The 22,822-nt window shown below is 58.4% G+C and carries 22 protein-coding genes and 1 pseudogene; 14 read left to right on the plus strand and 9 right to left on the minus strand.

What is annotated here, in order from left to right; all coding sequences use genetic code 11:
- Window positions 1–3: 3 nt before the first annotated feature.
- The gene (locus JHC09_RS12485) at window positions 4–912 is read right to left on the minus strand and encodes a site-specific tyrosine recombinase XerD (RefSeq protein WP_169195504.1); all 909 of its coding nucleotides are present in this window, start codon (window positions 910–912) and stop codon (window positions 4–6) included.
- Window positions 913–1,013: 101 nt separating this feature from the next.
- Window positions 1,014–1,136 (minus strand): annotated as a pseudogene (locus JHC09_RS12490) (histidine kinase); the annotation flags it as partial.
- A 169-nt stretch (window positions 1,137–1,305) separates the two neighbouring features.
- Here JHC09_RS12490 and JHC09_RS12495 point away from each other — a divergent pair.
- Window positions 1,306–1,893 carry a shikimate kinase gene (locus JHC09_RS12495; RefSeq protein ID WP_169195503.1) on the plus strand — a complete coding sequence of 196 codons (588 nt, stop codon included), beginning with the start codon at window positions 1,306–1,308 and terminating at the stop codon, window positions 1,891–1,893.
- Window positions 1,893–3,005, plus strand: a complete 1,113-nt coding sequence (aroB, locus tag JHC09_RS12500) for a 3-dehydroquinate synthase (protein WP_199532184.1) — start codon at window positions 1,893–1,895, stop codon at window positions 3,003–3,005. Before JHC09_RS12495 ends, aroB begins: the two co-directional genes overlap by 1 nt.
- Before the next feature lie 3 nt (window positions 3,006–3,008).
- On the opposite strand, the gene JHC09_RS12505 is transcribed toward aroB, so the two are convergent.
- The gene (locus tag JHC09_RS12505) at window positions 3,009–3,272 is read right to left on the minus strand and encodes a BolA family protein (RefSeq protein WP_169195501.1); all 264 of its coding nucleotides are present in this window, start codon (window positions 3,270–3,272) and stop codon (window positions 3,009–3,011) included.
- Window positions 3,273–3,368: 96 nt separating this feature from the next.
- Here JHC09_RS12505 and JHC09_RS12510 point away from each other — a divergent pair, with 96 nt between their 5' ends.
- The 4 genes from JHC09_RS12510 (at window position 3,369) to JHC09_RS12525 (ending at window position 8,094) form a co-directional block, all read left to right on the plus strand.
- Window positions 3,369–3,995, plus strand: coding sequence for a DnaJ domain-containing protein (locus tag JHC09_RS12510; RefSeq protein WP_169195500.1), 627 nt, complete (start codon window positions 3,369–3,371; stop codon window positions 3,993–3,995).
- A gap of 105 nt (window positions 3,996–4,100) precedes the next feature.
- Entirely contained in the window at window positions 4,101–5,084 is a 984-nt protein-coding gene (gene cobS / locus JHC09_RS12515) for a cobaltochelatase subunit CobS (RefSeq protein ID WP_169195499.1), read from the plus strand.
- 134 nt (window positions 5,085–5,218) lie between these two features.
- Window positions 5,219–7,108: a cobaltochelatase subunit CobT gene (gene cobT, locus JHC09_RS12520; protein WP_169195498.1), complete on the plus strand. Its 1,890-nt coding sequence runs from the start codon at window positions 5,219–5,221 to the stop codon at window positions 7,106–7,108.
- Window positions 7,105–8,094, plus strand: a complete 990-nt coding sequence (locus tag JHC09_RS12525; protein WP_199532185.1) for an esterase-like activity of phytase family protein — start codon at window positions 7,105–7,107, stop codon at window positions 8,092–8,094. Before cobT ends, JHC09_RS12525 begins: the two co-directional genes overlap by 4 nt.
- 38 nt (window positions 8,095–8,132) lie before the next feature.
- On the opposite strand, the gene JHC09_RS12530 is transcribed toward JHC09_RS12525, so the two are convergent.
- Window positions 8,133–8,768 carry a queuosine precursor transporter gene (locus JHC09_RS12530; RefSeq protein WP_199532186.1) on the minus strand — a complete coding sequence of 212 codons (636 nt, stop codon included), beginning with the start codon at window positions 8,766–8,768 and terminating at the stop codon, window positions 8,133–8,135.
- Window positions 8,769–8,878: 110 nt separating this feature from the next.
- Window positions 8,879–9,163 carry a 50S ribosomal protein L28 gene (gene rpmB / locus JHC09_RS12535; protein ID WP_169195495.1) on the minus strand — a complete coding sequence of 95 codons (285 nt, stop codon included), beginning with the start codon at window positions 9,161–9,163 and terminating at the stop codon, window positions 8,879–8,881.
- A gap of 235 nt (window positions 9,164–9,398) precedes the next feature.
- Between rpmB and JHC09_RS12540 the strand changes: the two genes are divergently transcribed.
- Both JHC09_RS12540 and JHC09_RS12545 read left to right on the plus strand, forming a co-directional pair.
- Entirely contained in the window at window positions 9,399–10,181 is a 783-nt protein-coding gene (locus tag JHC09_RS12540) for a DUF3108 domain-containing protein (protein WP_199532187.1), read from the plus strand.
- Window positions 10,182–10,746: 565 nt separating this feature from the next.
- Window positions 10,747–12,969, plus strand: coding sequence for an EAL domain-containing protein (locus tag JHC09_RS12545; protein WP_199532188.1), 2,223 nt, complete (start codon window positions 10,747–10,749; stop codon window positions 12,967–12,969).
- Window positions 12,970–13,174: 205 nt separating this feature from the next.
- Here the strand turns inward: JHC09_RS12545 and JHC09_RS12550 are convergent, their stop codons facing one another.
- On the minus strand, window positions 13,175–13,591 hold the full coding sequence (locus JHC09_RS12550) for a helix-turn-helix domain-containing protein (protein WP_199532189.1): 417 nt from the start codon (window positions 13,589–13,591) through the stop codon (window positions 13,175–13,177).
- A gap of 53 nt (window positions 13,592–13,644) precedes the next feature.
- Here JHC09_RS12550 and JHC09_RS12555 point away from each other — a divergent pair, with 53 nt between their 5' ends.
- Window positions 13,645–14,253, plus strand: coding sequence for an NAD(P)H-binding protein (locus JHC09_RS12555; protein ID WP_199532190.1), 609 nt, complete (start codon window positions 13,645–13,647; stop codon window positions 14,251–14,253).
- Window positions 14,254–14,394: 141 nt separating this feature from the next.
- On the opposite strand, the gene JHC09_RS12560 is transcribed toward JHC09_RS12555, so the two are convergent.
- Window positions 14,395–15,039 carry a glutathione S-transferase family protein gene (locus tag JHC09_RS12560; RefSeq protein ID WP_199532191.1) on the minus strand — a complete coding sequence of 215 codons (645 nt, stop codon included), beginning with the start codon at window positions 15,037–15,039 and terminating at the stop codon, window positions 14,395–14,397.
- 195 nt (window positions 15,040–15,234) lie between these two features.
- Between JHC09_RS12560 and JHC09_RS12565 the strand changes: the two genes are divergently transcribed.
- Window positions 15,235–15,846 (plus strand): glutathione S-transferase family protein, encoded by a 612-nt coding sequence (locus JHC09_RS12565; protein ID WP_199532192.1) that lies wholly within the window; start codon window positions 15,235–15,237, stop codon window positions 15,844–15,846.
- A gap of 52 nt (window positions 15,847–15,898) precedes the next feature.
- Complete coding sequence (locus JHC09_RS12570; protein ID WP_248309009.1) at window positions 15,899–16,846, plus strand: esterase; 948 nt, start codon at window positions 15,899–15,901, stop codon at window positions 16,844–16,846.
- Between the two features lie 78 nt (window positions 16,847–16,924).
- On the opposite strand, the gene JHC09_RS12575 is transcribed toward JHC09_RS12570, so the two are convergent.
- Complete coding sequence (locus JHC09_RS12575; protein WP_199532193.1) at window positions 16,925–17,179, minus strand: hypothetical protein; 255 nt, start codon at window positions 17,177–17,179, stop codon at window positions 16,925–16,927.
- A 228-nt stretch (window positions 17,180–17,407) separates the two neighbouring features.
- The gene (locus tag JHC09_RS12580) at window positions 17,408–17,623 is read right to left on the minus strand and encodes a cold-shock protein (protein WP_169195487.1); all 216 of its coding nucleotides are present in this window, start codon (window positions 17,621–17,623) and stop codon (window positions 17,408–17,410) included.
- 436 nt (window positions 17,624–18,059) lie between these two features.
- Here JHC09_RS12580 and JHC09_RS12585 point away from each other — a divergent pair, with 436 nt between their 5' ends.
- The 3 genes from JHC09_RS12585 to JHC09_RS12595 all read left to right on the plus strand — a co-directional run bounded on the left by JHC09_RS12585 (window position 18,060) and on the right by JHC09_RS12595 (window position 22,817).
- Window positions 18,060–18,203 (plus strand): hypothetical protein, encoded by a 144-nt coding sequence (locus tag JHC09_RS12585; RefSeq protein WP_169195486.1) that lies wholly within the window; start codon window positions 18,060–18,062, stop codon window positions 18,201–18,203.
- A gap of 67 nt (window positions 18,204–18,270) precedes the next feature.
- Window positions 18,271–19,242, plus strand: coding sequence for a ribosome small subunit-dependent GTPase A (gene rsgA, locus JHC09_RS12590; RefSeq protein ID WP_199532194.1), 972 nt, complete (start codon window positions 18,271–18,273; stop codon window positions 19,240–19,242).
- Window positions 19,243–19,931: 689 nt separating this feature from the next.
- Window positions 19,932–22,817, plus strand: a complete 2,886-nt coding sequence (locus JHC09_RS12595) for a helicase-related protein (protein ID WP_199532195.1) — start codon at window positions 19,932–19,934, stop codon at window positions 22,815–22,817.
- The last annotated feature ends 5 nt before the right edge of the window (window positions 22,818–22,822 follow it).

The raw sequence follows: 22,822 nt of genomic DNA on the forward strand, positions 1-22,822 counted from the left end.
GCATCACGAGTTGGCCAAAGGGTGATGCGTTTCGACCAGATCGCGCAGTTTTTCGTCCAGAACGTGGGTGTAAATCTGGGTTGTCGAAATATCGGCGTGGCCAAGCAGCGTTTGGACAATGCGCAAATCTGCCCCACCGGCGAGCAGATGGCTGGCAAAGGCGTGGCGCAAAACGTGGGGTGCGACTCGGTTTGCGGAAATGCCGGACCGGGCCGCCAGCGCCTTTAAATCGCGGCCAAAGACCTGACGGGCCAAATAGCCATCCTCACCTTTGGCGGGAAAAAGCCAAGGACCGGGCGGCAGTTGCGTAAGCCAAGAGCGCACAGCATCTCGTGCACGGTCGTTCATAGGAACAACGCGCTCTTTTTTGCCTTTGCCCACGACGGTGATGTAGGCGGCTTCGCGCAGAACAGCTGCGCGGCGCAGACTGACCAGCTCAGAAACGCGCAGGCCGGTGGCATAAAGCAGTTCGAGCAGCACATAAAGGCGCTGGGCATTGAGCTGTTTTGCCGGCTCCTGGGAGGCGTTTGCTTCCTCTTCGGCGAGCGAGAGCAGTTTATCCACTTCTTCCACAGAGAGCACTTTGGGTAAGGCGCGCGCCGTGCGCGGAGAGGCGACAATGCGTGTAGGATTATCGCCGCGCAGATTGTCGGCGCAGAGGAATTTGTGGAACTGGCGAATGGCCGAGAGGCGGCGCGCGGCGGAGGAAGCTGACAGGCCCGTGGCATGCAGCCAATCGAGATAGGCCGTCACACTGTCGCGCGTGCAGGTGAGTAGGGTCTCGCTGCGGTCGGCAACGAAATCGGCATAGTCATTGAGATCGCGGCGGTAGGCATCGAGTGTATTGGCCGCCGCGCCGCGTTCGGCGCTCATCATTTCAAGAAAAGCGCCGACGAGATGGGTCCCACTCATTGGGCAGCTGGCTGGCTGGTAACATTGGGCTGCGGCAGCATCGACCCTGCGCCCGTGCCGCCGTTTGTGCCTGCGCCGGTTGGCCCGAGAAGGTCACGCGTCGGCACGCGCTGGCTAACCTCTTTCGGGGTTGGCTCGACAAAGCTGATGAGGGCGAACATGCCAGCATAGACCAAGCCGCCAAGGAAAATCAGCGTGATGAGCATCCGGAATAGTGTAGGCATTTTGGTCCTTCGCGCCGCGCGCCCGGCCTGATGAGTGCGCAAAATCTGCTGATGTGTTTCTGTGGTCAATCTGACCGATTTCACGCTGTTTAATCAACTGGTCCAAGGCTTCGCTTGACAGCTTGCGCGCTGATCGGTTGAAAGCGAGAGTGAATGCAGAGGGCCTCAGGTGAAAAACGGCGACGGCGGCGGTGCGAAGCAAGGCCGGGCGAAGGCCCTGGTGAACAGACTTGGGGGCAAGCCGATTGTGCTCGTGGGCATGATGGGCGCGGGCAAAACGACCGTTGGGCGGCGCTTGGCCAATCGCATGGGGCGCCTCTTTGTAGATAGCGACGAAGAGATCGAACGCGCGGCGCAAATGACCATTCCCGAGATTTTTGCTCAAAGGGGCGAAGTCGAATTTCGTGCTGGAGAGCTGCGCGTTATCTCGCGTCTTCTCAAAGAAAAAGACATTATCCTTGCGACCGGTGGCGGTGCTTTTGTGCAGCCAGAAACACGCGCCGCGATCAAGGACGAAGGTCTTTCTGTCTGGCTCAAGGCTGATGCGGATGTGTTGTTTGAGCGCGTCTCGCGCCGCTCCAATCGTCCGCTCTTGCAGACGCAGGACCCAAGAGGAACGCTTGAGAAGCTCATTGCTGAGCGCTACCCGATTTATGAAGCGGCAGATGTGACGGTGATGAGCCGTGATGTGCCGCAAGAAACTGTTGCGACAGACATTGTGTCGGCGGTTCTCGACTACCTCAGGACAAAGAAATAATGGCTCAAATCGACCACACCGTGCATGTCGCGCTGGGCGAGCGCGCCTATGACATCCTCATCGGGCCGGGCCTTCTGGATGATGCTGGTGCGATTCTGGCGGAAAAATTTCCGGGGCGTCGCTATGGCATCGTCACCGATGAAAACGTAGCGCGGGCGCAGCTGCCGCGTCTCGTCAAAAGCCTAGAAGACGCGGGCTTGTCGTACAGCACAGTGGTTGTTCCTGCTGGGGAAGCCAGCAAGTGCTATGCGGTGCTCGAAGATGTGGTCGAGGGATTGCTGTCGGCCAAGCTCGAGCGCGGCGACCTCGTCATTGCGCTCGGTGGCGGCGTGATTGGTGATCTGGCAGGCTTTGCGGCCTCGATCACCCGTCGCGGCATGGATTTCATCCAGATGCCGACATCGCTTCTGGCGCAGGTCGATTCTTCGGTGGGCGGTAAGACCGGGATCAACTCCCCGCACGGCAAAAACCTTGTCGGCGCTTTCCATCAGCCAAAGCTTGTACTCGCTGATCTCTCGACACTCGATACGCTTGATGCGCGCCAGTTCGCGGCGGGTTATGCCGAAGTGGTCAAATACGGCCTCATCGATGACCCTGAATTCTTCGACTGGTTGGACGCCAACCGGGTGGAGATTTTCAATGGCGGCGTCGCCCGTGGCGAAGCCATTGCGCGGTGCTGTGCGCATAAGGCGCGGGTCGTCATCGAAGACGAAAAAGAAATCGGCGTGCGCGCCTTGCTCAATCTTGGGCACACCTTTGGCCATGCGTTGGAAAAAGACACGGGCTATTCTGATCGGCTGCTGCATGGCGAAGGCGTTGCCATCGGCATGGTCTTGGCTCATGGGTTTTCGACCAAGCTCGGCTTGGCGCCGGGGCAGGACAAAACCCGGGTAGAGGCGCACTTGAAGGCCGTCGGCTTGCCCACCACATTGGCAGATATTCCCGGAACTCTCGGTTCGACCGAGACGTTGATGGCCGCCATCGCGCAGGACAAAAAAGTGAGCCGGGGTGCTCTGACATTCATTCTGACCCGCGGGATCGGACGCTCTTTCATCGAAAAGAATGTCGACCCCACGGTGGTCAGAGATTATCTCAACGAGATGCGCGCTTAGGCGTCACTCGGATTTCAGCACTTGGATGTTGAGCGCATGGATTTGCGTCTTCAACTCATCGTTAAGTGCTCCCATAACAGCGCGGTGTTGCGCAATCCGTGTCATCCCGTCAAAATTGCGGGTCGCGATTCTGACACGAAAATGAGTTTCACCGCCTTCGCGCCAGCCGGCGTGGCCCGCGTGGTGGTGAGATTCATCGATGACCTCAAGATGGGTGGGGTCGAATTGTTCTGTGAGCTTGGCTCGAATGGTGTCCACCATGGACATTGGGTCGGCTCCGCTTTGGTTTGAAGACGTAACTAGAGCATCGGGTTGAAAGAGGGAAACCGCTTTTCAACCGCTCCGATGCAACAAATGAGTGCAATGAAACCGCAATCTAAGCTCTTCGATAGTATCCGCATTAGTAAGCGTCAGGATGATAAGCCTGCCGCGATCGAGATCACGTGTGATTGGGAAGGCTGCCAAGAGGCCGGCGAATATAAGGCTCCTAAGGGCCCGCGCTCTGAAGGTCAGTACCATACCTTCTGTCTCGAACACGTCCGTCACTACAACAAGGCGTTCAACTATTTTGCTGGTATGAGCCCGGAAGAGCTCGACGAAGCGCTGCATACGCCGCCCAAGGCGGAAAGCCGTTCGACCTTTGCCACCGGCAATCCGGGGGCTGCACGCGCTGCGAGCACACAGATGCCGGGCCGCCCAGGCGACAAATATGGCGATCCGTTTGGTGTCTTCGCCCGCTACCGCTATCAGCAGAGCAAGAAGCCAGCCTCGGAACGCGTTAAGCCGCTGAGCGAGCTTGATCGTCGTGCGCTGGAAACCATGGGCTTTGCCGCCCGTGCAAGTTCTGACGAGATTAAGACCGCCTACAAGAACCTTGTAAAGCTGCACCACCCGGACGTTAACGGCGGCGACTCTTCGTCTGAAGAACGTCTTCGTGCGGTTATTGCAGCCTATTCTCAACTCAAGAAATCAGGTCTCGTGGTGCGCTAAGTCTAGGGGGAAATAGGGGTGATCGAACACCTACCCGCCTAGAGACGAAGCTGCTATAGACGCTGTGCCTAATTTGCCAGTTCAGATAATCGACGAGCCCAGACCATGACTGAATTTGCCAACCTGCCCGACACTGAATACAGCGCGCGGGAACTCTTCGGTATCGACACCGATATGAAGGTCATGGGCTATAAAGAGCGCACCGATCATGTGCCGCCGCTCGATCCCGATTATCTGTTCGACCGCAACACCACTCTGGCGATCCTTGCAGGCTTTGCCTACAACCGCCGCGTGATGGTGCAGGGCTATCACGGCACGGGTAAGTCGACCCACGTTGAGCAGGTTGCAGCGCGTCTGAATTGGCCGCTGGTGCGCGTTAACCTCGACAGCCACGTGTCGCGTATCGATCTCGTCGGTAAGGACGCGATTGTGCTCAAGGACGGCAAGCAGATCACCGAATTCCGCGACGGTATTTTGCCGTGGGCGGTGCAGAACAATGTGGCTCTGGTGTTCGACGAATATGATGCTGGTCGTCCGGACGTGATGTTCGTGATCCAGCGCGTTCTGGAACAATCGGGTCGTTTGACCCTACTCGACCAGAACCGCGTTATCGTTCCGCACCCTGCGTTCCGTCTGTTCTCGACCACCAATACCATTGGTCTGGGTGATACGTCGGGCCTTTATCACGGCACGCAGCAAATCAACCAAGGTCAGATGGACCGTTGGTCGATCGTCACTACGCTGAACTACCTGCCACACGACAAGGAAGTCGGCATCGTTCTGGCCAAGAACAAGGTCTATGCCGAAACTGAAAAGGGCAAGAAGACCGTGTCGAACATGGTTCGTCTGGCCGATTTGACCCGTTCCGGTTTCATCAATGGCGATATCTCGACCGTGATGAGCCCGCGTGGCGTGATCACCTGGGCTGAGAACGCGCAGATCTTTGGTGGCGATGTTGGCTTTGCCTTCCGTCTCACCTTCCTCAACAAGTGCGATGAGCTTGAACGCCCGGTTGTGGCGGAGTTCTATCAGCGCGTCTTCGGCGAAGATCTGCCGGAAAGCTCTGCCAATCTGGCAGTGTCGGCCTAATTTTTGAAACACCGCTCTTGGGGTTCTCCTCAAGAGCGGTGTTCTAAAAAGGTCATGGAACGAGGTTCTTGCCCACTGGCAGGAATGACGCCGGAATAGAACGGTGCGTCGGCGTCCGCACACCGGATGAAACCATGGCAACTCCTCCTCGCAGCAAAGCCAATAAGCCAGACCACACGCAGGTGTTCAAAAGCGCCATGGGCGCGACTGTGCGCGCCATTGCTGGCACTGCTGAGCTGGAAGTCACCTTCACCGCTGACCGTCCCCTTCTGACTTCGGATAAGGCGCGGATTGCCAATCTGCCGCGACTGCCGAGCAAGCGCGACATTGCTATTGCCCGTGGGCAGGGCGACGCCATGGCGATGCGTCTGGCCAGCCACAACCCCGAAACGCACCGCAAGCGCGTTCCCATGGACCCGCAGGCCCGCGCCGCTTTTGATGCGCTTGAACAAGCTCGCGTTGAATCTCTTGGCTGTATCCGCATGGAGGGGATGGGTCACAACATCCACGAAATGTTGGAAGACCGCCTGTTCCGTGCCAATTTTGCAGAAGTGTCCGAGCAAAGCGATGCGCCGCTCGCGGAGGCCCTTGGCCTGATGCTGCGTGAAAAGCTTGCTGGTGTGCCTGTGCCGCCGTCAGGCCATGCGCTGGTTGATCTCTGGCGCGGCGAGATCGAAGCCAAGGCCGGCACCTCTATTGAGGCGCTGCTGAACACCTACGAAGACCAAGACGCCTTCTCGAAAGCTGCGCGCTCGGTGCTGCGCGATCTCAACCTACTGGCCGAAGGCGAGCTGGACGATCCTTCGGAAAACGACGAGGATAATGCCGACGAGAACCAGCCCGAGCAGGCGCAGGGTTCTGACCAATCGCCAGAAGACGGCGAAGGGGAAAACGAAGAGCAGAATTCCGATCAGGATCAGCAGAGCGGGGAAAGCGAAGAGACCGGCGACGTTGAAGGCATGGAAGCCGATATGGCTGACGTGGACGAAGACGCCGAAGCGGAGTCGGGCGAAGACGCGCCGATGCCGCCGCCCGCTAAGGACGCTGACACCAAGCTCTCCAACACCTTCAATTATAAGGTGTTTACGACCAAGTATGACGAGATCGTCAAGGCGGCGGAACTGTGCCCGCCTGATGAACTTGATCAGCTACGGGCGCTGCTCGACAAGCAGCTTGAGAACCTTGCTGGTGCCGTTGCGCGCCTCGCCAACAAGCTCCAGCGTCGCCTCATGGCCAAGCAGAACCGCTCATGGCAATTTGACCTTGAAGAAGGCCTGCTTGATAGCGCGCGCCTGACCCGTGTTGTCACCGACCCGATGCAGGCGCTGAGCTTTAAGGTCGAAAACGACACCGACTTCCGCGATACGGTCGTGACGCTGCTCATCGACAATTCTGGCTCGATGCGCGGTCGCCCGATTACCATTGCGGCGATCTGTGGTGATATCTTAGCGCGGACGCTGGAGCGTTGCGGCGTCAAGGTTGAAATCCTTGGTTTCACCACCCGCGCCTGGAAGGGCGGCAAGAGCCGTGAGGCTTGGCTTGAGGCTAATCGTCCGCAGAACCCGGGTCGCGTCAACGACATCCGCCACATTATCTACAAGGCGGCCGATGAGCCGTGGCGTCACGCACGCCGCAACCTTGGCCTGATGATGCGCGAAGGCCTGCTCAAGGAAAATATCGACGGCGAAGCGCTGGAATGGGCCCGCAAGCGCCTGATGGCGCGCCCTGAACAGCGTCGCATTCTGATGGTGATCTCGGACGGTGCGCCGGTCGATGACTCCACCCAGTCGGTCAACGCTGGCAATTACCTCGAAGCGCATTTGCGCCAAGTGATTGAAGATATTGAAACACGCTCGCCAATTCAGCTGGTAGCGGTGGGGATCGGTCACGATGTGACCCGTTACTATCGCCGGGCGGTCACCCTGCTCGATGCTGAAGAGCTGGCAGGCGCGCTGACTGACGAATTGGCCTCGCTGTTTGATGAAGAGCTCCCCGCCCAAGCGCGGAGACGGACACGCCGATGATCCGAAGCCTAGGCGCTGCTGCTGTTATCCTTGCTTTGACCATGCCGGTCAACGCAGTGGATGTGACGGTTTCGGCAGCGCCGGTGTTGCGGTTCAAAGGGGTAGAAATTGACCAGAGGGTTGATGGGCTGATCTTTCGCGGCGGGGTAACGCTGCAAAGCCAAGACGACACTTTTGGCGGCCTATCGGGGCTGACGCTGACGGGCGCGAACCAGCGCGTTGCCTTCGTCTCAGACCGGGGCAATTTCGTTTCTGGTCAGCTGGCTTACGACCAAAGCAATCGTCTTTTTGGCTTTATTGGCGTGAGCATAGAGCCCATGCGCAACTCCAAAGGCGAGGTGCTGCCGCGCCAGTTTGCGCGCGATGCCGAAGGCGTCGACACGGTCTGGCGCGATGGTGTGCCATCGGCCGTTCGGGTGGGCTTTGAGAACCTGACGCGGGTCGCTGATTTTGCCATCACCGATGGCCGTCCGGGCGGGGCCGCACGGGAAGTGGCCGTTCCTGAGTGGGTCAGCCAAGCACGAACCAATCGGTCGCTGGAGGCCATCTGTGTGGCTCCTCCAGCCTCCCCGATTGGGGGCTCGACCCTGTTGCTGATGGAAGATGTTCTCGACGGCGACGGTAATCACCGTGGCACCATTTTGGGCAATCGCGACAAGGGTGATGTGAGCTATGTCAACTCGCCAGTCGTGAACCCAACCGATTGCAAATTCCTGCCCAATGGCGATTTGCTGGTGCTTGAGCGGGGTGTGCAATTGATCAGCTTTGTCATGCGCTTAACGCGTGTGAAAGCGGAGGATGTGCAGGCCGGAAATCTGATGGGGGGCGAGGTGTTGCTCTCGGCGCAGGGCGGCGAGATCGACAATATGGAGAGCTTGCTCGTCCATCAGGCCCCCAATGGGGAAACCCGAATTGTCATCGGCTCGGACAATAATTTCAACGATTGGCAGCGCACGCTGCTGTTGGAATTTGCTCTGCCGGAATGATCCCCGGCAGAAGCATTTTTACAAGAGATTAGCGCGCGTTAGGCAGCGGCCGGCATGCGGCGCAGGACGAGATCGCGGATCGCCTTGTAGGGGGCGAGGAGCAGTACAACCATCAATAGCTTGACGAGGAAGTCGCCCAAAGCCAGCGACTGCCAAAGCTCGACCTCGGAACCGACACCGAGGAGAGGAGCCGGGAAGGCGAGCGAGGAATCTTCCAACCCGAATAAGGCATCAATCCCGGCAAAGGCGGGGGCCATAGCAAGGGAAAAGAAGATGATCGTGTCGAGCGCCGAGCTGAAAAGCGATGAGAAAACAGGTGCTTTCCACCAAGCGCTATTGCGTAGGCGGTGGAAGATCGAGACGTCGAGCAATTGAGCGACGAGGAAGGCCGAGCCCGAGGCGATGGCGATGCGCGGGGTCGCGAGCCAGATGGAGAGAACAACCGCAACGCAGAAGCCGGCGACCACGACGAGCCGGGTTTTTTCGGGGCCAAAGGCGCGGTTGGACAGATCGGTAACGAGGAAGGCAATTGGGTAGGTGAAGGCACCCCATGTGAGGAGGTCACCCAAGTTTACATTGCCAATAGAGGCGTTTACCGGAAACTGGACGAGAATATTCGAGGCGGCCACACAGGCCACCATGGCGGCAATAGCCACCAAAAAGCGAGACAGCATCAGACTATCCTTATGTGATCCACTGATCGGCAATCGGCCGAGGCGGAATAAAAAACCGCGCGGAACTGGTTGAGCCCCACGCGGTCAAAACTTGTCAGAACAGAAACCGCTTAGCCAGCGAGAGTGGCGCGGATTTCCTTCTTGATGCCCAGAGCGAGTGGGGAGAGGTCAGCGTCAGCCTGCTTGAGCAGGAAGGCATCGAGACCACCGCGGTGCTCAACGGTACGGAGAGCTGCAGCAGAAATGCGCAGCTTAACCGGGCGGCTCAGCGCGTCGGAAAGCAGGGTCACGTTGACCAGGTTCGGGAGGAAACGACGACGGGTGCGGTTGAGAGCGTGCGAAACGCTGTTGCCAACCATAACGCCCTTACCGGTGAGTTCGCAGCGACGTGCCATATTCAATATCCTGTTTGTGTAAAGGTCCTTCGTGGCAGGCTTGCCTGCAACGGGCCTCGTTTGTGAAGAGATATAGCGCGGTCTTTAGACAAAGAGTCTGGCTGCGTCAAGGCGAGGCCGGGGTAAAGCGTCGTGAGCGCCTTGCTTAGGACTCATCGGAACGGCAGGTTGGGTGATATCCCTGATTCGTCCCGTCCGGCAGCTTTTCCGGCGGGTTAGTGTGGCCGAGAAACCCATGATCCGTCCTGCCTTTGCCCTGCTGGCTGCCCTTATCCCTATGACGGCACTGCCAATTTCCGCAGCGCCCGTCGAAGCCAAAGCCAATTATGTGATTACCGTTGGCGGGATCAATGTGGCCTTGCTCGACGTTAAACTCAAGGACGATGGCGCGCGCTATGACCTCGACCTGGCGGCAAATGTGACAGGGCTTGGCTCCGTTGTAGCCAGCGGTACGGCGACAGCTCAGTCGCGTGGTCCGTCCAATGGGCAGCGTCTGCTGAGCGATAATTTCCAGCTAGAGACCCGCGCCAATGGCGAGCGGTTTAATGTCAATGTGGACTATGCCAATCGCAATGTAACGGCCTTCACTGTCGAGCCACCTGTGCTCGATAGCTATGATCGCGTTGCTGTAGAGCGCCGCCATCTCACTGGTGTGCAAGACTTTCTGTCGTCGTTCGTGCTCAAGGGCACGGCGCTCGATCAATCCTTGTGCAACCAGACGCTCCCCATTTTTACCGGGGTTGAGCGTTTCAACATCAAGACCGGCTATCTCAAGCAGGATGAAGCGACCTCGCCACGCACTGGCTATCAGGGGCCGCTGGTGGCTTGCTCACTGGAATATCAGCCTGTGTCCGGCCATTTCACCAGCTCGGAAATGACGAGCTATTTGGCTGACAGCTCGCGCATCATCATCTGGTATGCGCCGCTGGCGGAAAGCGGGTACTTTATTCCCTATCGCGTAATCGTGGGGACCAGCATGGGCGATCTGTCGATGGTTCTGACCCAGATGCAGTCCTAATTGGACGCAAAGCTCACGGCATTGTGATCATCAAAATTATCGGGGCTTTGGCCCCGATTTTTTTATGGGCGCGGATTGGCTCATCTTGGGCATGACGCTGGCACTTTTGGGCGCGAGCGTGGGCCGGGGCGTGGCCTTTTGGCGCGCGAGGTCGTGACGCCAGGGCGAAAAACTTTGCACCATCAAAGGTGGGAGGCAAATTTTTGGGGGGCGAGAAGCGCGCACGGGCGTGGATGCTGAGATGATGCGGGAAGTTTCCCGTGCGGGGATTAGTGGCGGGTGCGGGGAGGGGACATTTGAGCAAGAGGCCGTGGCGCAAGACCTTAGTGGTGTTGACGAAAAATTGCATCAATGTGGCGCCAGTGCGCCTCGCCCTAGCGCGTTGATGGCCCTACGCAAACCAATGTCGCTCATAGATTTTGAGGACGTTGGGTCTGCTTGCACCTTCAGAAAGTGCTGGGCTTCTTAACTTCGATTTAGCGGGTGATTGGTTGTATATTGAGACCTGCCCCGAGAGCATGACCCCAACTGGCCGACTTAAGGCCTTGGTCGGAACCGAACGAACATGTCAGACCAGCATCGCCACACCAGTCAAGGGCTTCAACTGTCGGCCGACCACGGCAGGTATGAGCGATTGGAAGCGATGATCAACCAGTTTCCAGACTACATTTATATGAAAGATCTGGAGGGGCGCTTGATCTTTGCCAATGAGGCGATCGTTCGCTCGAATGGTCTGGACAGCATCGACCAAATCCTTGGGAAAACAGATTTTGATCTGCATCCCTACGCTGATGCAAAGAAAATTGCCGATGTTGAGAGCCGGGTGATCGCGACGGGAGTACCCGACCTCGGGATCGAGGAGATTTCTCTTGGCGGCAATGGCGACCGTTGGCTGATGATGTCGCGAGCCCCTTTGCGGGATAAGAACGGTCACACGGTCGGCGTCATTGGCATGTCGCGCGACATCACTTCTCGCAAAATGGCCGAGCAATTGGTGCAGGCGCAGGCGCGCCTCCTTGAACTCGTGGCGACAGGTGTTGAACTCGACAGAGTTCTCGACGAACTGATTTTGATGATCGAGACCCAGACCGTGAATGTCTCGGGCTCGGTGATGATCCGGTCGGAGGACGGGCAGAGCCTATTGCTGGCGTCAGGTCCGTCCATGCCGGAGATCTACAAGCAACGCATCCAAAGCGTGCCAATTGGCCCCGAGGTGGGCAGCTGTGGCACAGCGGCATGGTTCAATGAACAAGTTGTCGTCTCCGATATTGCCAGCGATTACCGGTGGAGCAACTTCCTCCATCTGGTTGAAGGCGTGAGTTACCAAGCCTGCTGGTCCACCCCAATCCGCTCCTCCCACGGGGAGGTTTTGGGGACCTTTGCCTTGTACTCGCCAGAACGCGGCCCCCCTGACGCCAAACTCAACGAATTGATCGGGATCGCGGCCCATCTTGCCGGTATCGCCATAGAACGCCGACAAACGGAAGAACGCGTACGCTTTCTGGCCACGCATGACGGATTGACCGGGCTATTGAACCGCGGCTCCATGGAGCTGGCCTTTGAGGTGACCCTCGCATCGGCAAAAGACGTCGGTGGTCAGCTCGCTTTGGCCTTCCTAGACCTCGACAATTTTAAGCACGTCAATGACACGCTTGGTCATGCCACGGGTGATGAGCTGCTCAAGGTTATCGCGATGCGGCTTGAGCGCGAAGTGGGGGAAGACGGCATCGTTGCCCGCGTTGGCGGCGACGAGTTTGTCATCCTGATGAGCAAGCTGAAAGAGAATGTGATCGGCCGGCTGGAAGCCTTGCGGGCGGCGGTCGCGGAGCCGATCCCCGTTCATGACATGATGCTCGAAATGACGTCCAGCGTGGGTGTCGCCATGCATCCGGAACACGGGTCTGACGCCACCACACTGTTGGCCCATGCTGATGCCGCGATGTATCACGCCAAGGAATCCGGTCGCGACAGCTTGATGGTGTTCTCCCAGGACATCCTGGATAGTAGTAAGCAAAAGCTCGCCAAAACCGAGGAACTGCGGCGTGCTTTGCGCGAAAACGAATTCGTTTTGCACTATCAGCCCCAGTTCAACCAGCGCACCGGACAGATCAATTGTGTCGAGGCTTTGGTGCGCTGGAACCACCCAGTGCACGGCTTGATCGCACCAGCGCATTTTATACCGCTTGCCGAAGACAATGGTTTGATCGTCGCGCTGGGGCGATGGGTGCTCGGCGAGGCGTGTCGCCAGTGTAAACAATGGGTCGATACGCTCGGGCCTGATTTTAAGGTCTGCGTGAATGTCTCTCCACGACAGTTCAAAGAGCGCACTGTCCTGAGTGACGTGCAAGACGCGCTCGCAGAGGCTGGTTTGAGCCCACAGAATCTCGAAGTCGAGATAACTGAAAGCCTGATGATGCCAGATTTGCCGCTGGCGCTTGAATTGATGCGGCAACTTGGGGCCATGGGTGTCACCTTGGCCATTGACGACTTCGGGACGGGCTATTCCGGCTTGACCGCGCTGAAACGCTTTCCTGTTTCCAAGCTTAAGATTGACCGGTCATTCATTGCTGACATCCCGCACGATAGTGATGGTGAGGCCTTAACTTCGGCGATCATCGCCATCGCCCATAAATTGGGCCTGCAGATTGTGGCAGAGGGCGTAGAGACAGAAGCGCAGATGAAGTTTTTGTTGGAGACAGGCTGCGAGACCATTCAGGGCTATTTCGTCTCCAAGCCGCTTCCCGCGAGCGAAGCATTTGCGTTCATCACACATACGGCTGCGGCGTGAGCCGTCGTCGGCTATAACCGCATGGCGTGATCCCACGGCACCGCACAGCGGCGACGGATTGGGTCGCACAGGTCTGCTCGAGGCGGCGTGTGGAGTGCTTTTGCCCGATGTAGGGGCTTGGTCGTCACCCCTCCCGTAATCCCTCCCCCTCAAGGGGAGGGAGGCGATGGGGCAGGGGCAGAGCGATTTTTGTAGCTTGGCGCTGTCAATCGGTGGCTAGGGCAGCGTCATGAAGGCGCTGGGCTTTTTCTACGTCCGGCAGCCGAACTTCGGCCCAATCAATCATGAAGCGCAATGCAGCCAGCAATTCGCGTCCTAGTGGCGTGATCGAATAGGTGACGGTGACCGCCGTCGTTGGCTCGACAGCGCGGGTGATAAGGCCGTCCCGCTTGAGAGACTGCAGCGTTTGGCTCAGCATTTTTTGCGAAATTCCGCCGATCTGACGCTTGAGATCATTAAAGCGTGTGTCCTCATCGCCGAGCACCAGAAGAATCAACACGCTCCATTTGTCGCCGATCCGATCGAGCAATTTGCGGGTCGGGCAATCACTGTCAAAGACGCGGCCGCGTGCGGGGCGGGTTCCCTCGGGGTAACCTGGTAGGGTGAAAGTGCCGTCTTGCATGCTTGGTTCCTATCGAGCACTAGGTCTCCCATAGAAACCATCGGAGATCAAATATGAAAGTTGCAATGTTGGGCGCGAGCGGCCGCGCTGGCTCGGAAATCACCAAAGAACTGGCCCGCCGGGGGCATGTTGTTCTGGCGGTCGACACAAATCCCGACACCGTCCCCACGGCGCCGGGCGTCACGCCGGTTAAGGGGGATGCATTCGACGCTGCGGCACTTTCCAAGCTGATTGAAGTCTGTGACGTGGTGATTAGCGCGTTACGCTTTGACGTGCCCGCAGCCACGCTGTTGGCGGCGGCCAAGCAGGCTGGTATAGGGCGGGTTCTGTTTACCGGTGGCGCGGGGAGCCTTGAGGTTGCGCCAGGGGTCCGGCTCATCGATGCCCCCGGCTTTCCTGATGAAGCCAGACCCTTTGTGCAGGGCGGGATTACCTTCCTTGAGGATCTTAAGGGGGAAACAGAGATCGACTGGATCTTCTTCTCCCCGGCGGCGGACTTTTTCGCCGGTCCGCGCCTCGGACACTACCGGCTGGGGGGCAATACGCTGGTCACGGATGAAGCAGGGGTGAGCAAGATCAGCTTTGCTGACTATGCCATTGCGATGGTCGATGAACTCGAACAGCACAAGCACAGCCGCGAGCGCTTCACCGCTGCTTACTAAGTGCGCTGCCGCATCGGGCGTTGGCTTCCTCATGTCCTATAGAGCGGCTTGTGGAGGGCTTTTCGCCTGATGCTTGGGGCTTGGTTGTAACCCCACCCTCAATCCCTCCCCTCAAGGTGAGGGAGGCGAAAAAGGGACCGGTTAATTGGATAGGCTGGCGAAAACTTCGTATTGGGCGGAGAAGGCGCGTTGGTAGGCCGGGCGGGATTTGGCGCGGGCGATGTAGGAAACCAGAGATGGGTGGTTTTCGAGCAGGCCCGAGCTGCCTAAGCGGCTAAGGGTATGCACCATTAAGATGTCGGCGGCGCTGAAAATGCCCATCAGCCACGGGGCATCGCCAAGAGCGGCGGCGAGCTGGGTAAGGCGCGTCGTGATGCGGGCGTCGATGAGCGCAAAATGTTCGACCTGCCAAGTTTTATCGGCCTCGAGGAATTTGGCGCTTTCCCGTTCGAGGATGGGTGGCTCGATGGTGCTGAGTGCCGCAAACATCCAGCTTATGGCCTTGGCGCGCTCGGCAGGGGTTTCGGGCAGCAGGCCGGGGTGATGCTGGGCGATGTGCAGAACAATCGCACCTGTTTCAAAAACGGCAATATCGCCGTCTTCAAAGCTCGGGATTTGCCCGAAGGGCTGCAAGGCGACGTGGGGCGCTTGTTTTAGTTCGGCGAAGGTTAGCAAGCGCACATCATAGCGCTGCCCGACCTCTTCGAGCGCCCAGCGCACCCGCATGTCCCGCGCCAAGCCTGCGCCTTTATCCGGAGAGCTTTTAAAGGCTGTGATGGTGGGCATAGGGCGCTCCTGCGCGGCAGTGAGACGGGCAGTCTATGCGCGGCGGCGGCAGGGTGAATAGGGGCTCGTGGTCAGTTTCGAAAGCTGTGGGGCCGTTGGCTCATCGCGCGGGTGGCCACGGGGCGTTGGGAAGCATTGTTTTGCTTTTCGTGGAAGATGGGGTGAGGATCGCCGGATAGTCCTTGGGAGGAGACGATGGCAGAGAGGGTTTTGTATTATACGCCGAATTTGAACCCGCGCGTGGCGGTGGCTGTCGCGCGGCATCTCAATGCACAGGTCCAATACAAGCGCTATGCGCCAATGGGGGCAGACAAAGACGCGTTTTTGGGGCTCAATCCCAATTCGCTCGCGCCGCTTTTGGTGGAAGATGGCGTGGCGCTGTGGGAGACGGACGCTATTGCGATGCGGCTGATTGAGCTGACCGGCAGCGATTTTTGGCCGGATGAACATCGGGTCGAGATGATGAAATGGGTGAGCTGGAGCGCGCACCATTTTACCAAAATCGCAGGCGATATCGTCTTTTACAATTATACGGCAGTGGCTTGGCAGGGGGAGCCTGACCCTAAGGTGGTCGAGGAGCTGGTCGTCGACTTTCATCGTTTTGCGTCGATTTTAGACGCCGAACTGAGCCAACGGGAATGGCTGGTGGGCGGACGTATGAGCTATGCCGATTTTCGCGTCGCTTCCGCGCTGCCTTTTGCGGTGCAGGGCAAGTTGCCGCTGGAAGACTATAGCCATATCCGGCGCTGGCATGATCAGCTGATGGATGTTCCAGCTTGGAAAGAGCCGTTTGCGGACTTGGCGTAAAGCGGCGCGGGCGGCTAGTCTTGGGTCACTTCGGGGGGGAGTTCAGAAGCACATGACGGAATCGTCACACGGAGACACGCAGAGCGAGCGCTTGCTTTATACGAGCATGGGGCCGATGCGGCGCGAGCAGTTGGGGATGATCTTGCCCCACGAACATGTCTTTGTTGATTTACGGACGCCTGATGAACCCGGCTATGCGCAGGCTGAGGCAGGTGATGTCGTTGCGGTGATGGCCCCGCATATTGAGGCCATCAAACAACGTGGCGTGACGGCATTGGTGGAATGTTCGACAACAGGGGTAGGGCGTCGCGCGGATTTGGATCTGGCGGTTTCACAGGCGACCCAATTTCCCATCGTGGTGCCGACAGGCAGTTATCGTGAGCCCTGGATTACGCCCTTTGTCGCCACGGCCGATGATGCGGCGCTGGAAGCATGGATGGTTGCGGAGCTGACCATTCGGCTGGAGGAAGCCGATTTCCGCGCCGGATGGATCAAGATCAGCGCGGGGGACGATGGGATTTCGCCACTCGAAGAGCGCATCTTGCGGGCCGCGGCGCGGGCAGGGGCGCGCACCGGGGCCGTTATTGGCAGCCACACTATTCGCGGGCGCGTGGCCCTGCGGCAGATCGATATTATCGAGGAGGAAGGGTATTCGGCCGATCGCTTTATCTGGATCCATACGCAGAGCGAGGCTGATCTCGGACTGCATGATGAAGCGGTCGCTCGCGGCGCTTGGATTGAATATGACCACGTCGGGCGTGAGCCGGACGATGCGGTGCGAGCGCTCATTTTGCGAGCCCACGAAAAGGGGCAATGGGACCAGCTTTTGGTCAGTCATGACCTTGGCTGGTATGACCCCGCCCAGCCGCGCGGGGGCAAGCAGCGGCCTTTTACGCATCTGAGCGATGTGATGATGCCGCAATTGCGCGAGCAGGGGGTGAGCGCGGAGGCGCTGCGGGCTCTGACGCACGATAATCCGTTTTACGCCTATGCGCGCTAGGCGGCGCGGCCCGTCGATCCGGTGAGAGCTCGGTCAGCTAGGCTTGGAGATAATTGCGCGGCTTTAGGCAGGTTCAGCTTAGCGCTTGGACACGGCAATGCTGAAGAAGCTCTCATTGGCTTGACGGAGGGACTTGGCGCTGTCGCTGGGGGACAGATCTGCCTCTTCCATCACGCGCTCGTTCCGCTCACTCACGGACTTCACCCGATACATGAGCGGCCCTTTTTCGTGGGGCAAGCATGTCAAGACTTCGCACGTTCCTGCGGGGCGATTGCTCCGGCGCAGATCGGTTCGCATATCGAGCAAATCGCCGACTTTATATCGGTGCAACATGGGAGATCTCCAAGAGTTTAAGGCAGTTATGGGCGTTACGCTTCGGCCTGGCGACGGGCGCCCGCGCTGCAGATCAGGTGACGGCGTTCGTCCACCATTGCACGCTATTGCTGTTCGCGAGAGGGGCCGCTTGCATCGGCAGACTGCTTGAGCCCGATGGTCAGCGCTGGTGTGGGCCAGATAAATAAAAAGGCCGCCCGTAGGCGACCCTCAAGTGCCGTATAAGGCTTACTTGTCCAGAACGAGATTGATCGCGGACTCGCGACCGTCACGGCCTGTTTCAGCTTCGTAGCTGACCTTGTCATTTTCATACAGACCATCAACGCCGGAGTTCTGAACTGCGGAGATATGTACGAAATGATCCTTGCCGCCATTGTCTGGCGTGATGAAGCCAAAGCCCTTGGTGGCGTTAAAGAATTTTACGGTACCGTTCAAACGGGTCATGGGAATATCCTTAGTGCTCGAGATCACTACAAAACGAGCTATTACCCCATCGCGACATGCAATGGAGTTGTAAACGTTCGCAAAGTTGATCAGAAAGCCAAGGCCCAGTTTACACCGGGGAACGGCAGCCGACTTGGGCTGAAAACGAGTAAATAGGTGTATATCAGATACGCCCAGAAAGCACAATGACGAATGTTTTTTTGGGATTTATTTCTAGCGTTTGTCGGATAATTCGGCGCCGAACGGACCAAATTTCATCAAGGCGACGAATTCTAAAACTATAATCGAAAGATTGCCCCGGGCGACCCGGCGCTGGGTAGGGAGAGAATTTGTCGGTCCAGTGCATGACGGCGCGCGTGGAGGAGAGATCGGCGCAGCGGCTTGCGTTTGAAGGCAAAAAGGATCAGGAACTTGGGTTCATATTAGACGAGGACCCATGGCCCGCACTCCAAACTACAATTTCGAACGTCAAGAACGCGACAGGCTCAAATCGCTTAAGAAGGCTGAAAAGGCGCAAGCCAAGCTCAAGCCTGTGGTCGAGGCCGACGAGACGGTGGCTTCCGACGAAGCGTCCGCTTGAGAGTGAAGGGCGTCGAAATCAGTATGTGCGCTGTTTTGGTGCTGTTTTGCCATTGGATGGGGCAATGATGAGCCAGATCGAAAACGATGGAGCTGAGGTCTTGAACCACTTGGGCTGGTCAGCGTTTTTCCAAGATCAGCTCGCGGGCGATGAGCATGACCTTGTGCCATTGCGGATCGATGGCGTGCATCGCCGGCGATTGACGGGACTGTCAGACGCCGGTCAGATCCAGCTTGAGCTGCCGCCGCACACCAATACTGGTGATTTTGCGGTGGGGGATTGGGTGTTGGCCGAGCCCATTACCTCTCTCCTCGTGCGCAGGCTCGATCGCAAAACCGTGCTGGAGCGCAGCGCTGAAGGGCGTAAGCCGATGCAGCTGGTGGCGGCCAATGTCGACACGATGCTCATCGTTGCCTCGTGCAATGCGGACTTTAACCTCGCGCGCCTCGAACGCTATCTGGCTTTTGCCAATGAGGCTGGCGCAGAACCTGTCGTCGTGCTGACCAAGGCCGATCTGGCAGAGGATGTCGCAGCACTGGAGCAGCAAGCCTCGGTGCTACAGCGCGGCCTAGCTGTCATCTCGCTCAATGCGCGCGAAGAAGACGCCGCGGCCAAGCTGCGCCCCTGGTGCGGACCGGGCGCAACCGTTGCGCTCGTCGGTTCGTCGGGGGTGGGCAAGTCTACTCTCGTGAATACCCTTGTTGGTTCTGACGGGGGACACCCCCAGCTAACCGGCGCCGTCCGGCAGGGCGATGATAAAGGCCGTCATACGACGACCTCGCGATCGCTCCATGCCATGGCAGGCGGTGGTTGGGTGATCGACACGCCGGGCGTCCGGAGCTTGCACCTCAAGGATGTGGCGCAGGGCCTCGATACGCTTTTTGCCGAGATCACTGAACTTGCGCCCTCGTGTAAATTCCGCAACTGCAGCCATGACCATGAGCCCGGATGCGCCGTGCGGGCGGCAGTCGCCGCTGGCGAGCTTGATCCAGAGCGCCTTGAACGCTGGAAGAAACTGCAGGCTGAAAGCCGGGGGTAAGTGGGGGTTTTGGCCGGTGGCTCCACTCAGCGGGCAATGACGCTGGCTTGGTGGAAGGCCCCCTCACCCGACGCTGCGCGTCGACCAAGCCATTCGAGCATAGCTCTCACGGCCTTCTCCGCTAGGATCGGTCCACTGGACCGATCCCTTCACGCTCCGAAGCCCCAAAGGGAGAGGTGAAGAGACTTGGGCTTGTTGCCCCCCACCCTCAGTCCCTCCCCTCCAGGGGGAGGGAGGAAGAGCGGTGTTGGTGGGGGCTGTGGAGAGGCGTCCCGTTTTGGAACGTCAATGGTCTGCTTTATCAATTTCAAACCTGAGACGCCTGCAATCCCTCGTTTGACGGTGTGAAGGGCTAAAATAGTTTGGCGACTGTGCAGTTTACCTCTTGGTCAGAAGTCTTACCAAACCCCAAAGATTAACGAAGTTTTCACCAAGCTGAACGGGTTTTGGGGATTGCGGGGAGATTGAGGGGCACTGTGGACAGGCGCTTGTGTGTTGTGGGGATAAAACCGCTATATATAGCCGTGAACAAAAGCGGATTTATGCGTTGGCGTCGATTCGGTTCTGCTTCGTTCCAATTTTGTTCTGAGCGTTAAAATGCCAGCGATCACAGGGAAGACAGTGTGCTTTTCCGAGACGCGTGCGGAAGGTACTCGCAACTGCCGCAAGGACGGACTACATAGGCCCTAATGAGTTTCCGTCCTAACGCCCCGGTCAAGGCAATCCTTGGCCCAACAAACACTGGCAAGACCTACTTCGCCATCGAACGCATGTTGGCCCATCCCACCGGGATGATTGGTCTGCCGCTGCGCTTGCTGGCGCGCGAGGTCTATCAGCGCGTGGTCGAGCGTGTGGGCGTGCAGGCGGTGGCGCTGGTGACGGGCGAAGAACGCATCGTGCCGGAAAAGCCGCGCTATTGGGTGGCGACGGTTGAAGCCATGCCCACCGATATTCACGTCGATTGCGTGTGTATCGACGAAATCCAAACCGCGATCGACTTTGACCGCGGACATGTGTTCACCGACCGCATTTTGCATACGCGCGGCTTGCAGGAAACCTTGCTGCTGGGGTCGCTGACCATGGCCGGGGTGATCTACAAGCTCGTGCCGCATGTTGAGATTATCGAGCGTCCGCGCTTTTCGCAGCTGACATATTCGGGCTCAAAGAAGATGAGCCGCTTGCCAGCGCGTTCGGCCATTGTCGCGTTTTCGGCGCGGCAGGTTTACGCCATTGCCGAATTGATGCGCCGCGAACGCGGTGGCGCGGCGGTGGTGATGGGGGCGCTATCGCCCCGCACGCGCAATGCACAGGTGGAGCTCTATCAAAACGGGGATGTGGATTTCCTCGTGGCGACTGACGCCATCGGCATGGGGCTCAATTTGGATATTGGGCACGTCGCTTTTGCCGACGATAGCAAATTTGATGGGCGGCAGAGCCGTCCATTGACGCCGTCCGAACTCGGGCAAATCGCGGGCCGCGCCGGTCGTCACAAGCGTGACGGCACGTTTGGCGTGACCGGTGGGACCGAGGGATTCGACGAAGAATTGGTTATTGCGCTCGAAACACACGACTTCGAGCCGATAAAAGTGGTGCAATGGCGCAACAGCGCGCTAGATTTTTCATCTCTAGAGCGTCTGCATGCATCACTAGAAAAAGCGCCTAGCGACAGAACTTTAACCAGAGTTCCTGTGGCTACAGACCAATTGGCGCTAGAATTTCTGGCCAGAAATGAGGCGGCAAGCCTCGTAAAAGGCCAGAATAGCGTCAAACTCCTCTGGGAATGTTGTCAGATACCTGATTATCAGGGCATCTCACCTGCTGCGCATGGTGAGATCGTAACGCGCATTTACTCGGACTTAAGGCGAAAAGGTTCTGTCAACGCAGACTGGATTGCCGAGCAGGTGCGCTTTTGCGACAATGCAGAGGGCGACATTGACACTCTGAGCAACCGGATTAAGCAAATCCGGACTTGGACCTTTGTCGCAAATCGTAAAAACTGGCTTGAAGACCCAATTCATTGGCGCGAAAAGACGCGAGACATAGAGGATCGACTGAGTGACGCTCTACATGAACGGCTCACACAGAGGTTCGTCGACAGGCGCACCAGCGTACTGCTCCGCCATCTGAAAGACAAACGTATGGTATCTCCCGAGATCAATGAACGTGGCGAAGTGCGGCTGGAAGGCCACCTCATCGGCACGCTCGAAGGCTTCCGCTTCACCCTTGCCCGAACAGAAGGCGACACTGACGCCAAGGGCGTTCGTACCGCGGCCGAGTCTGTGGTCGCGCCGGAGATTCACCACCGAGCCGACCGGCTCGCGGGTGCGCCGAACGAAGAATTTGTGCTGACGACCGATGGCCGTCTGCGCTGGCGCGGTGAAGTTGTGGCGGAACTAGCAGAAGGCGATAGCCTCTATCGTCCGCGTATCATCACTCTGGCTGACGAAAGCCTGACCGGTCCTGATTTGGACCGCGTGCAGGATCGTCTGTCGCTCTGGCTCCGCCACCACATCAACACCGTGCTTGAGCAGGTGATGAGCCTGGAAGCGCCGGCCGACGTCGAAGGCACCGCTCGCGGCATCGCCTATCGCCTGTTCGAAAACCTTGGCGTCATGCCACGCGCGGCTATGGCCGACGATGTAAAGGGTCTGGATCAGGACGAACGCGGCAAGCTGCGTAAGCTGGGCATCAAATTTGGTGCTTACCACATCTACCTGCCGCTATCGCTCAAGCCCGCGCCTCGCGAGCTGGCACTGATTCTCTTCGCTTTGAAGAACGGTGGCGTGCGTCAGGCAGGCGTGACCGATATTCCGCACATCGTGCTGTCGGGCCGCACCTCCTTCCTCGTCGATCCTGAAGTCGATACGCGCCTTTATGAGGTTGCAGGCTTTAAGGTTGCCGGTAAGCGCGCTGTGCGTATCGATATTCTCGAACGCCTTGCCGATATCATCCGTCCGCTGATCGCGCTCGATGCATCGCGCCCATACCAGGGTGAGCTGCCAGTGGGTGCTGCCGAAGCCAATGGCTTCCGCGTCACGGTCGAGATGACCTCGCTGCTGGGTTGCTCGGGCGAAGATTTCGCCTCGATTCTCTCTTCGCTGGGCTATCGCCTGCGCAAGACCGTAAAGGTTGCGGCGCCGGTTGAAGTCGTCGCGGATGCACCAGCGGCTGATGCTGCTGACGCGGTTGCAACCGAAGAGGCAGCGCCTGCTGCTGAAGCGGAAGTGGCTGCGCCGGCTGCCCCAGCAGAGCCTGAGTTTGACGAAGTGTGGTTCCCGGGTGGCCGTCGCCACAATGAGAACAACCAGAATCGTCGTCCTGAAGGCCGTGGCCGTCGCCCAGAAGGCGAAGGTGCGCAGCAGCAGGAACGTCGTCCAAACGAGCGTCCGCGCAATAAGGGCCCACGCCGTCCTGAAGTCGAAGAACGCAACACGCGTCCAGCTGGCAAGACCCGCCCAGAAAAGACCGAACGTCCGGAGAATCGCCGTCCTCCTCAGCGCGAAGAGCGCAAGGTGGCCTTCGATCCGAACAGCCCGTTCGCAAAGCTTGCCGCGCTGCGCGGCAAGTCCGAGTAAGACAA

The sequence above is a fragment of the Devosia sp. MC532 genome (assembly GCF_016461625.1).
Classification (GTDB): Bacteria; Pseudomonadota; Alphaproteobacteria; order Rhizobiales; family Devosiaceae; genus Devosia.

What these genes read in the sequence shown, in the direction of transcription:
- JHC09_RS12575 (WP_199532193.1), bottom strand. Translation starts at nt 17,179, where the DNA reads ATGTTGCACCGATATAAAGTCGGCGATTTGCTCGATATGCGAACCGAT.
- JHC09_RS12595 (WP_199532195.1), top strand. Translation starts at nt 19,932, where the DNA reads ATGAGTTTCCGTCCTAACGCCCCGGTCAAGGCAATCCTTGGCCCAACA.
- aroB (WP_199532184.1), top strand. Translation starts at nt 1,893, where the DNA reads ATGGCTCAAATCGACCACACCGTGCATGTCGCGCTGGGCGAGCGCGCC.
- JHC09_RS12510 (WP_169195500.1), top strand. Translation starts at nt 3,369, where the DNA reads ATGAAACCGCAATCTAAGCTCTTCGATAGTATCCGCATTAGTAAGCGT.
- JHC09_RS12525 (WP_199532185.1), top strand. Translation starts at nt 7,105, where the DNA reads ATGATCCGAAGCCTAGGCGCTGCTGCTGTTATCCTTGCTTTGACCATG.
- JHC09_RS12580 (WP_169195487.1), bottom strand. Translation starts at nt 17,623, where the DNA reads ATGACCCGTTTGAACGGTACCGTAAAATTCTTTAACGCCACCAAGGGC.
- JHC09_RS12555 (WP_199532190.1), top strand. Translation starts at nt 13,645, where the DNA reads ATGAAAGTTGCAATGTTGGGCGCGAGCGGCCGCGCTGGCTCGGAAATC.
- JHC09_RS12505 (WP_169195501.1), bottom strand. Translation starts at nt 3,272, where the DNA reads ATGTCCATGGTGGACACCATTCGAGCCAAGCTCACAGAACAATTCGAC.
- JHC09_RS12585 (WP_169195486.1), top strand. Translation starts at nt 18,060, where the DNA reads ATGGCCCGCACTCCAAACTACAATTTCGAACGTCAAGAACGCGACAGG.
- JHC09_RS12560 (WP_199532191.1), bottom strand. Translation starts at nt 15,039, where the DNA reads ATGCCCACCATCACAGCCTTTAAAAGCTCTCCGGATAAAGGCGCAGGC.
- JHC09_RS12550 (WP_199532189.1), bottom strand. Translation starts at nt 13,591, where the DNA reads ATGCAAGACGGCACTTTCACCCTACCAGGTTACCCCGAGGGAACCCGC.
- JHC09_RS12530 (WP_199532186.1), bottom strand. Translation starts at nt 8,768, where the DNA reads ATGCTGTCTCGCTTTTTGGTGGCTATTGCCGCCATGGTGGCCTGTGTG.
- JHC09_RS12565 (WP_199532192.1), top strand. Translation starts at nt 15,235, where the DNA reads ATGGCAGAGAGGGTTTTGTATTATACGCCGAATTTGAACCCGCGCGTG.
- JHC09_RS12570 (WP_248309009.1), top strand. Translation starts at nt 15,899, where the DNA reads ATGACGGAATCGTCACACGGAGACACGCAGAGCGAGCGCTTGCTTTAT.
- JHC09_RS12540 (WP_199532187.1), top strand. Translation starts at nt 9,399, where the DNA reads ATGATCCGTCCTGCCTTTGCCCTGCTGGCTGCCCTTATCCCTATGACG.
- cobS (WP_169195499.1), top strand. Translation starts at nt 4,101, where the DNA reads ATGACTGAATTTGCCAACCTGCCCGACACTGAATACAGCGCGCGGGAA.
- rsgA (WP_199532194.1), top strand. Translation starts at nt 18,271, where the DNA reads ATGAGCCAGATCGAAAACGATGGAGCTGAGGTCTTGAACCACTTGGGC.
- rpmB (WP_169195495.1), bottom strand. Translation starts at nt 9,163, where the DNA reads ATGGCACGTCGCTGCGAACTCACCGGTAAGGGCGTTATGGTTGGCAAC.
- JHC09_RS12545 (WP_199532188.1), top strand. Translation starts at nt 10,747, where the DNA reads ATGTCAGACCAGCATCGCCACACCAGTCAAGGGCTTCAACTGTCGGCC.
- JHC09_RS12485 (WP_169195504.1), bottom strand. Translation starts at nt 912, where the DNA reads ATGAGTGGGACCCATCTCGTCGGCGCTTTTCTTGAAATGATGAGCGCC.
- cobT (WP_169195498.1), top strand. Translation starts at nt 5,219, where the DNA reads ATGGCAACTCCTCCTCGCAGCAAAGCCAATAAGCCAGACCACACGCAG.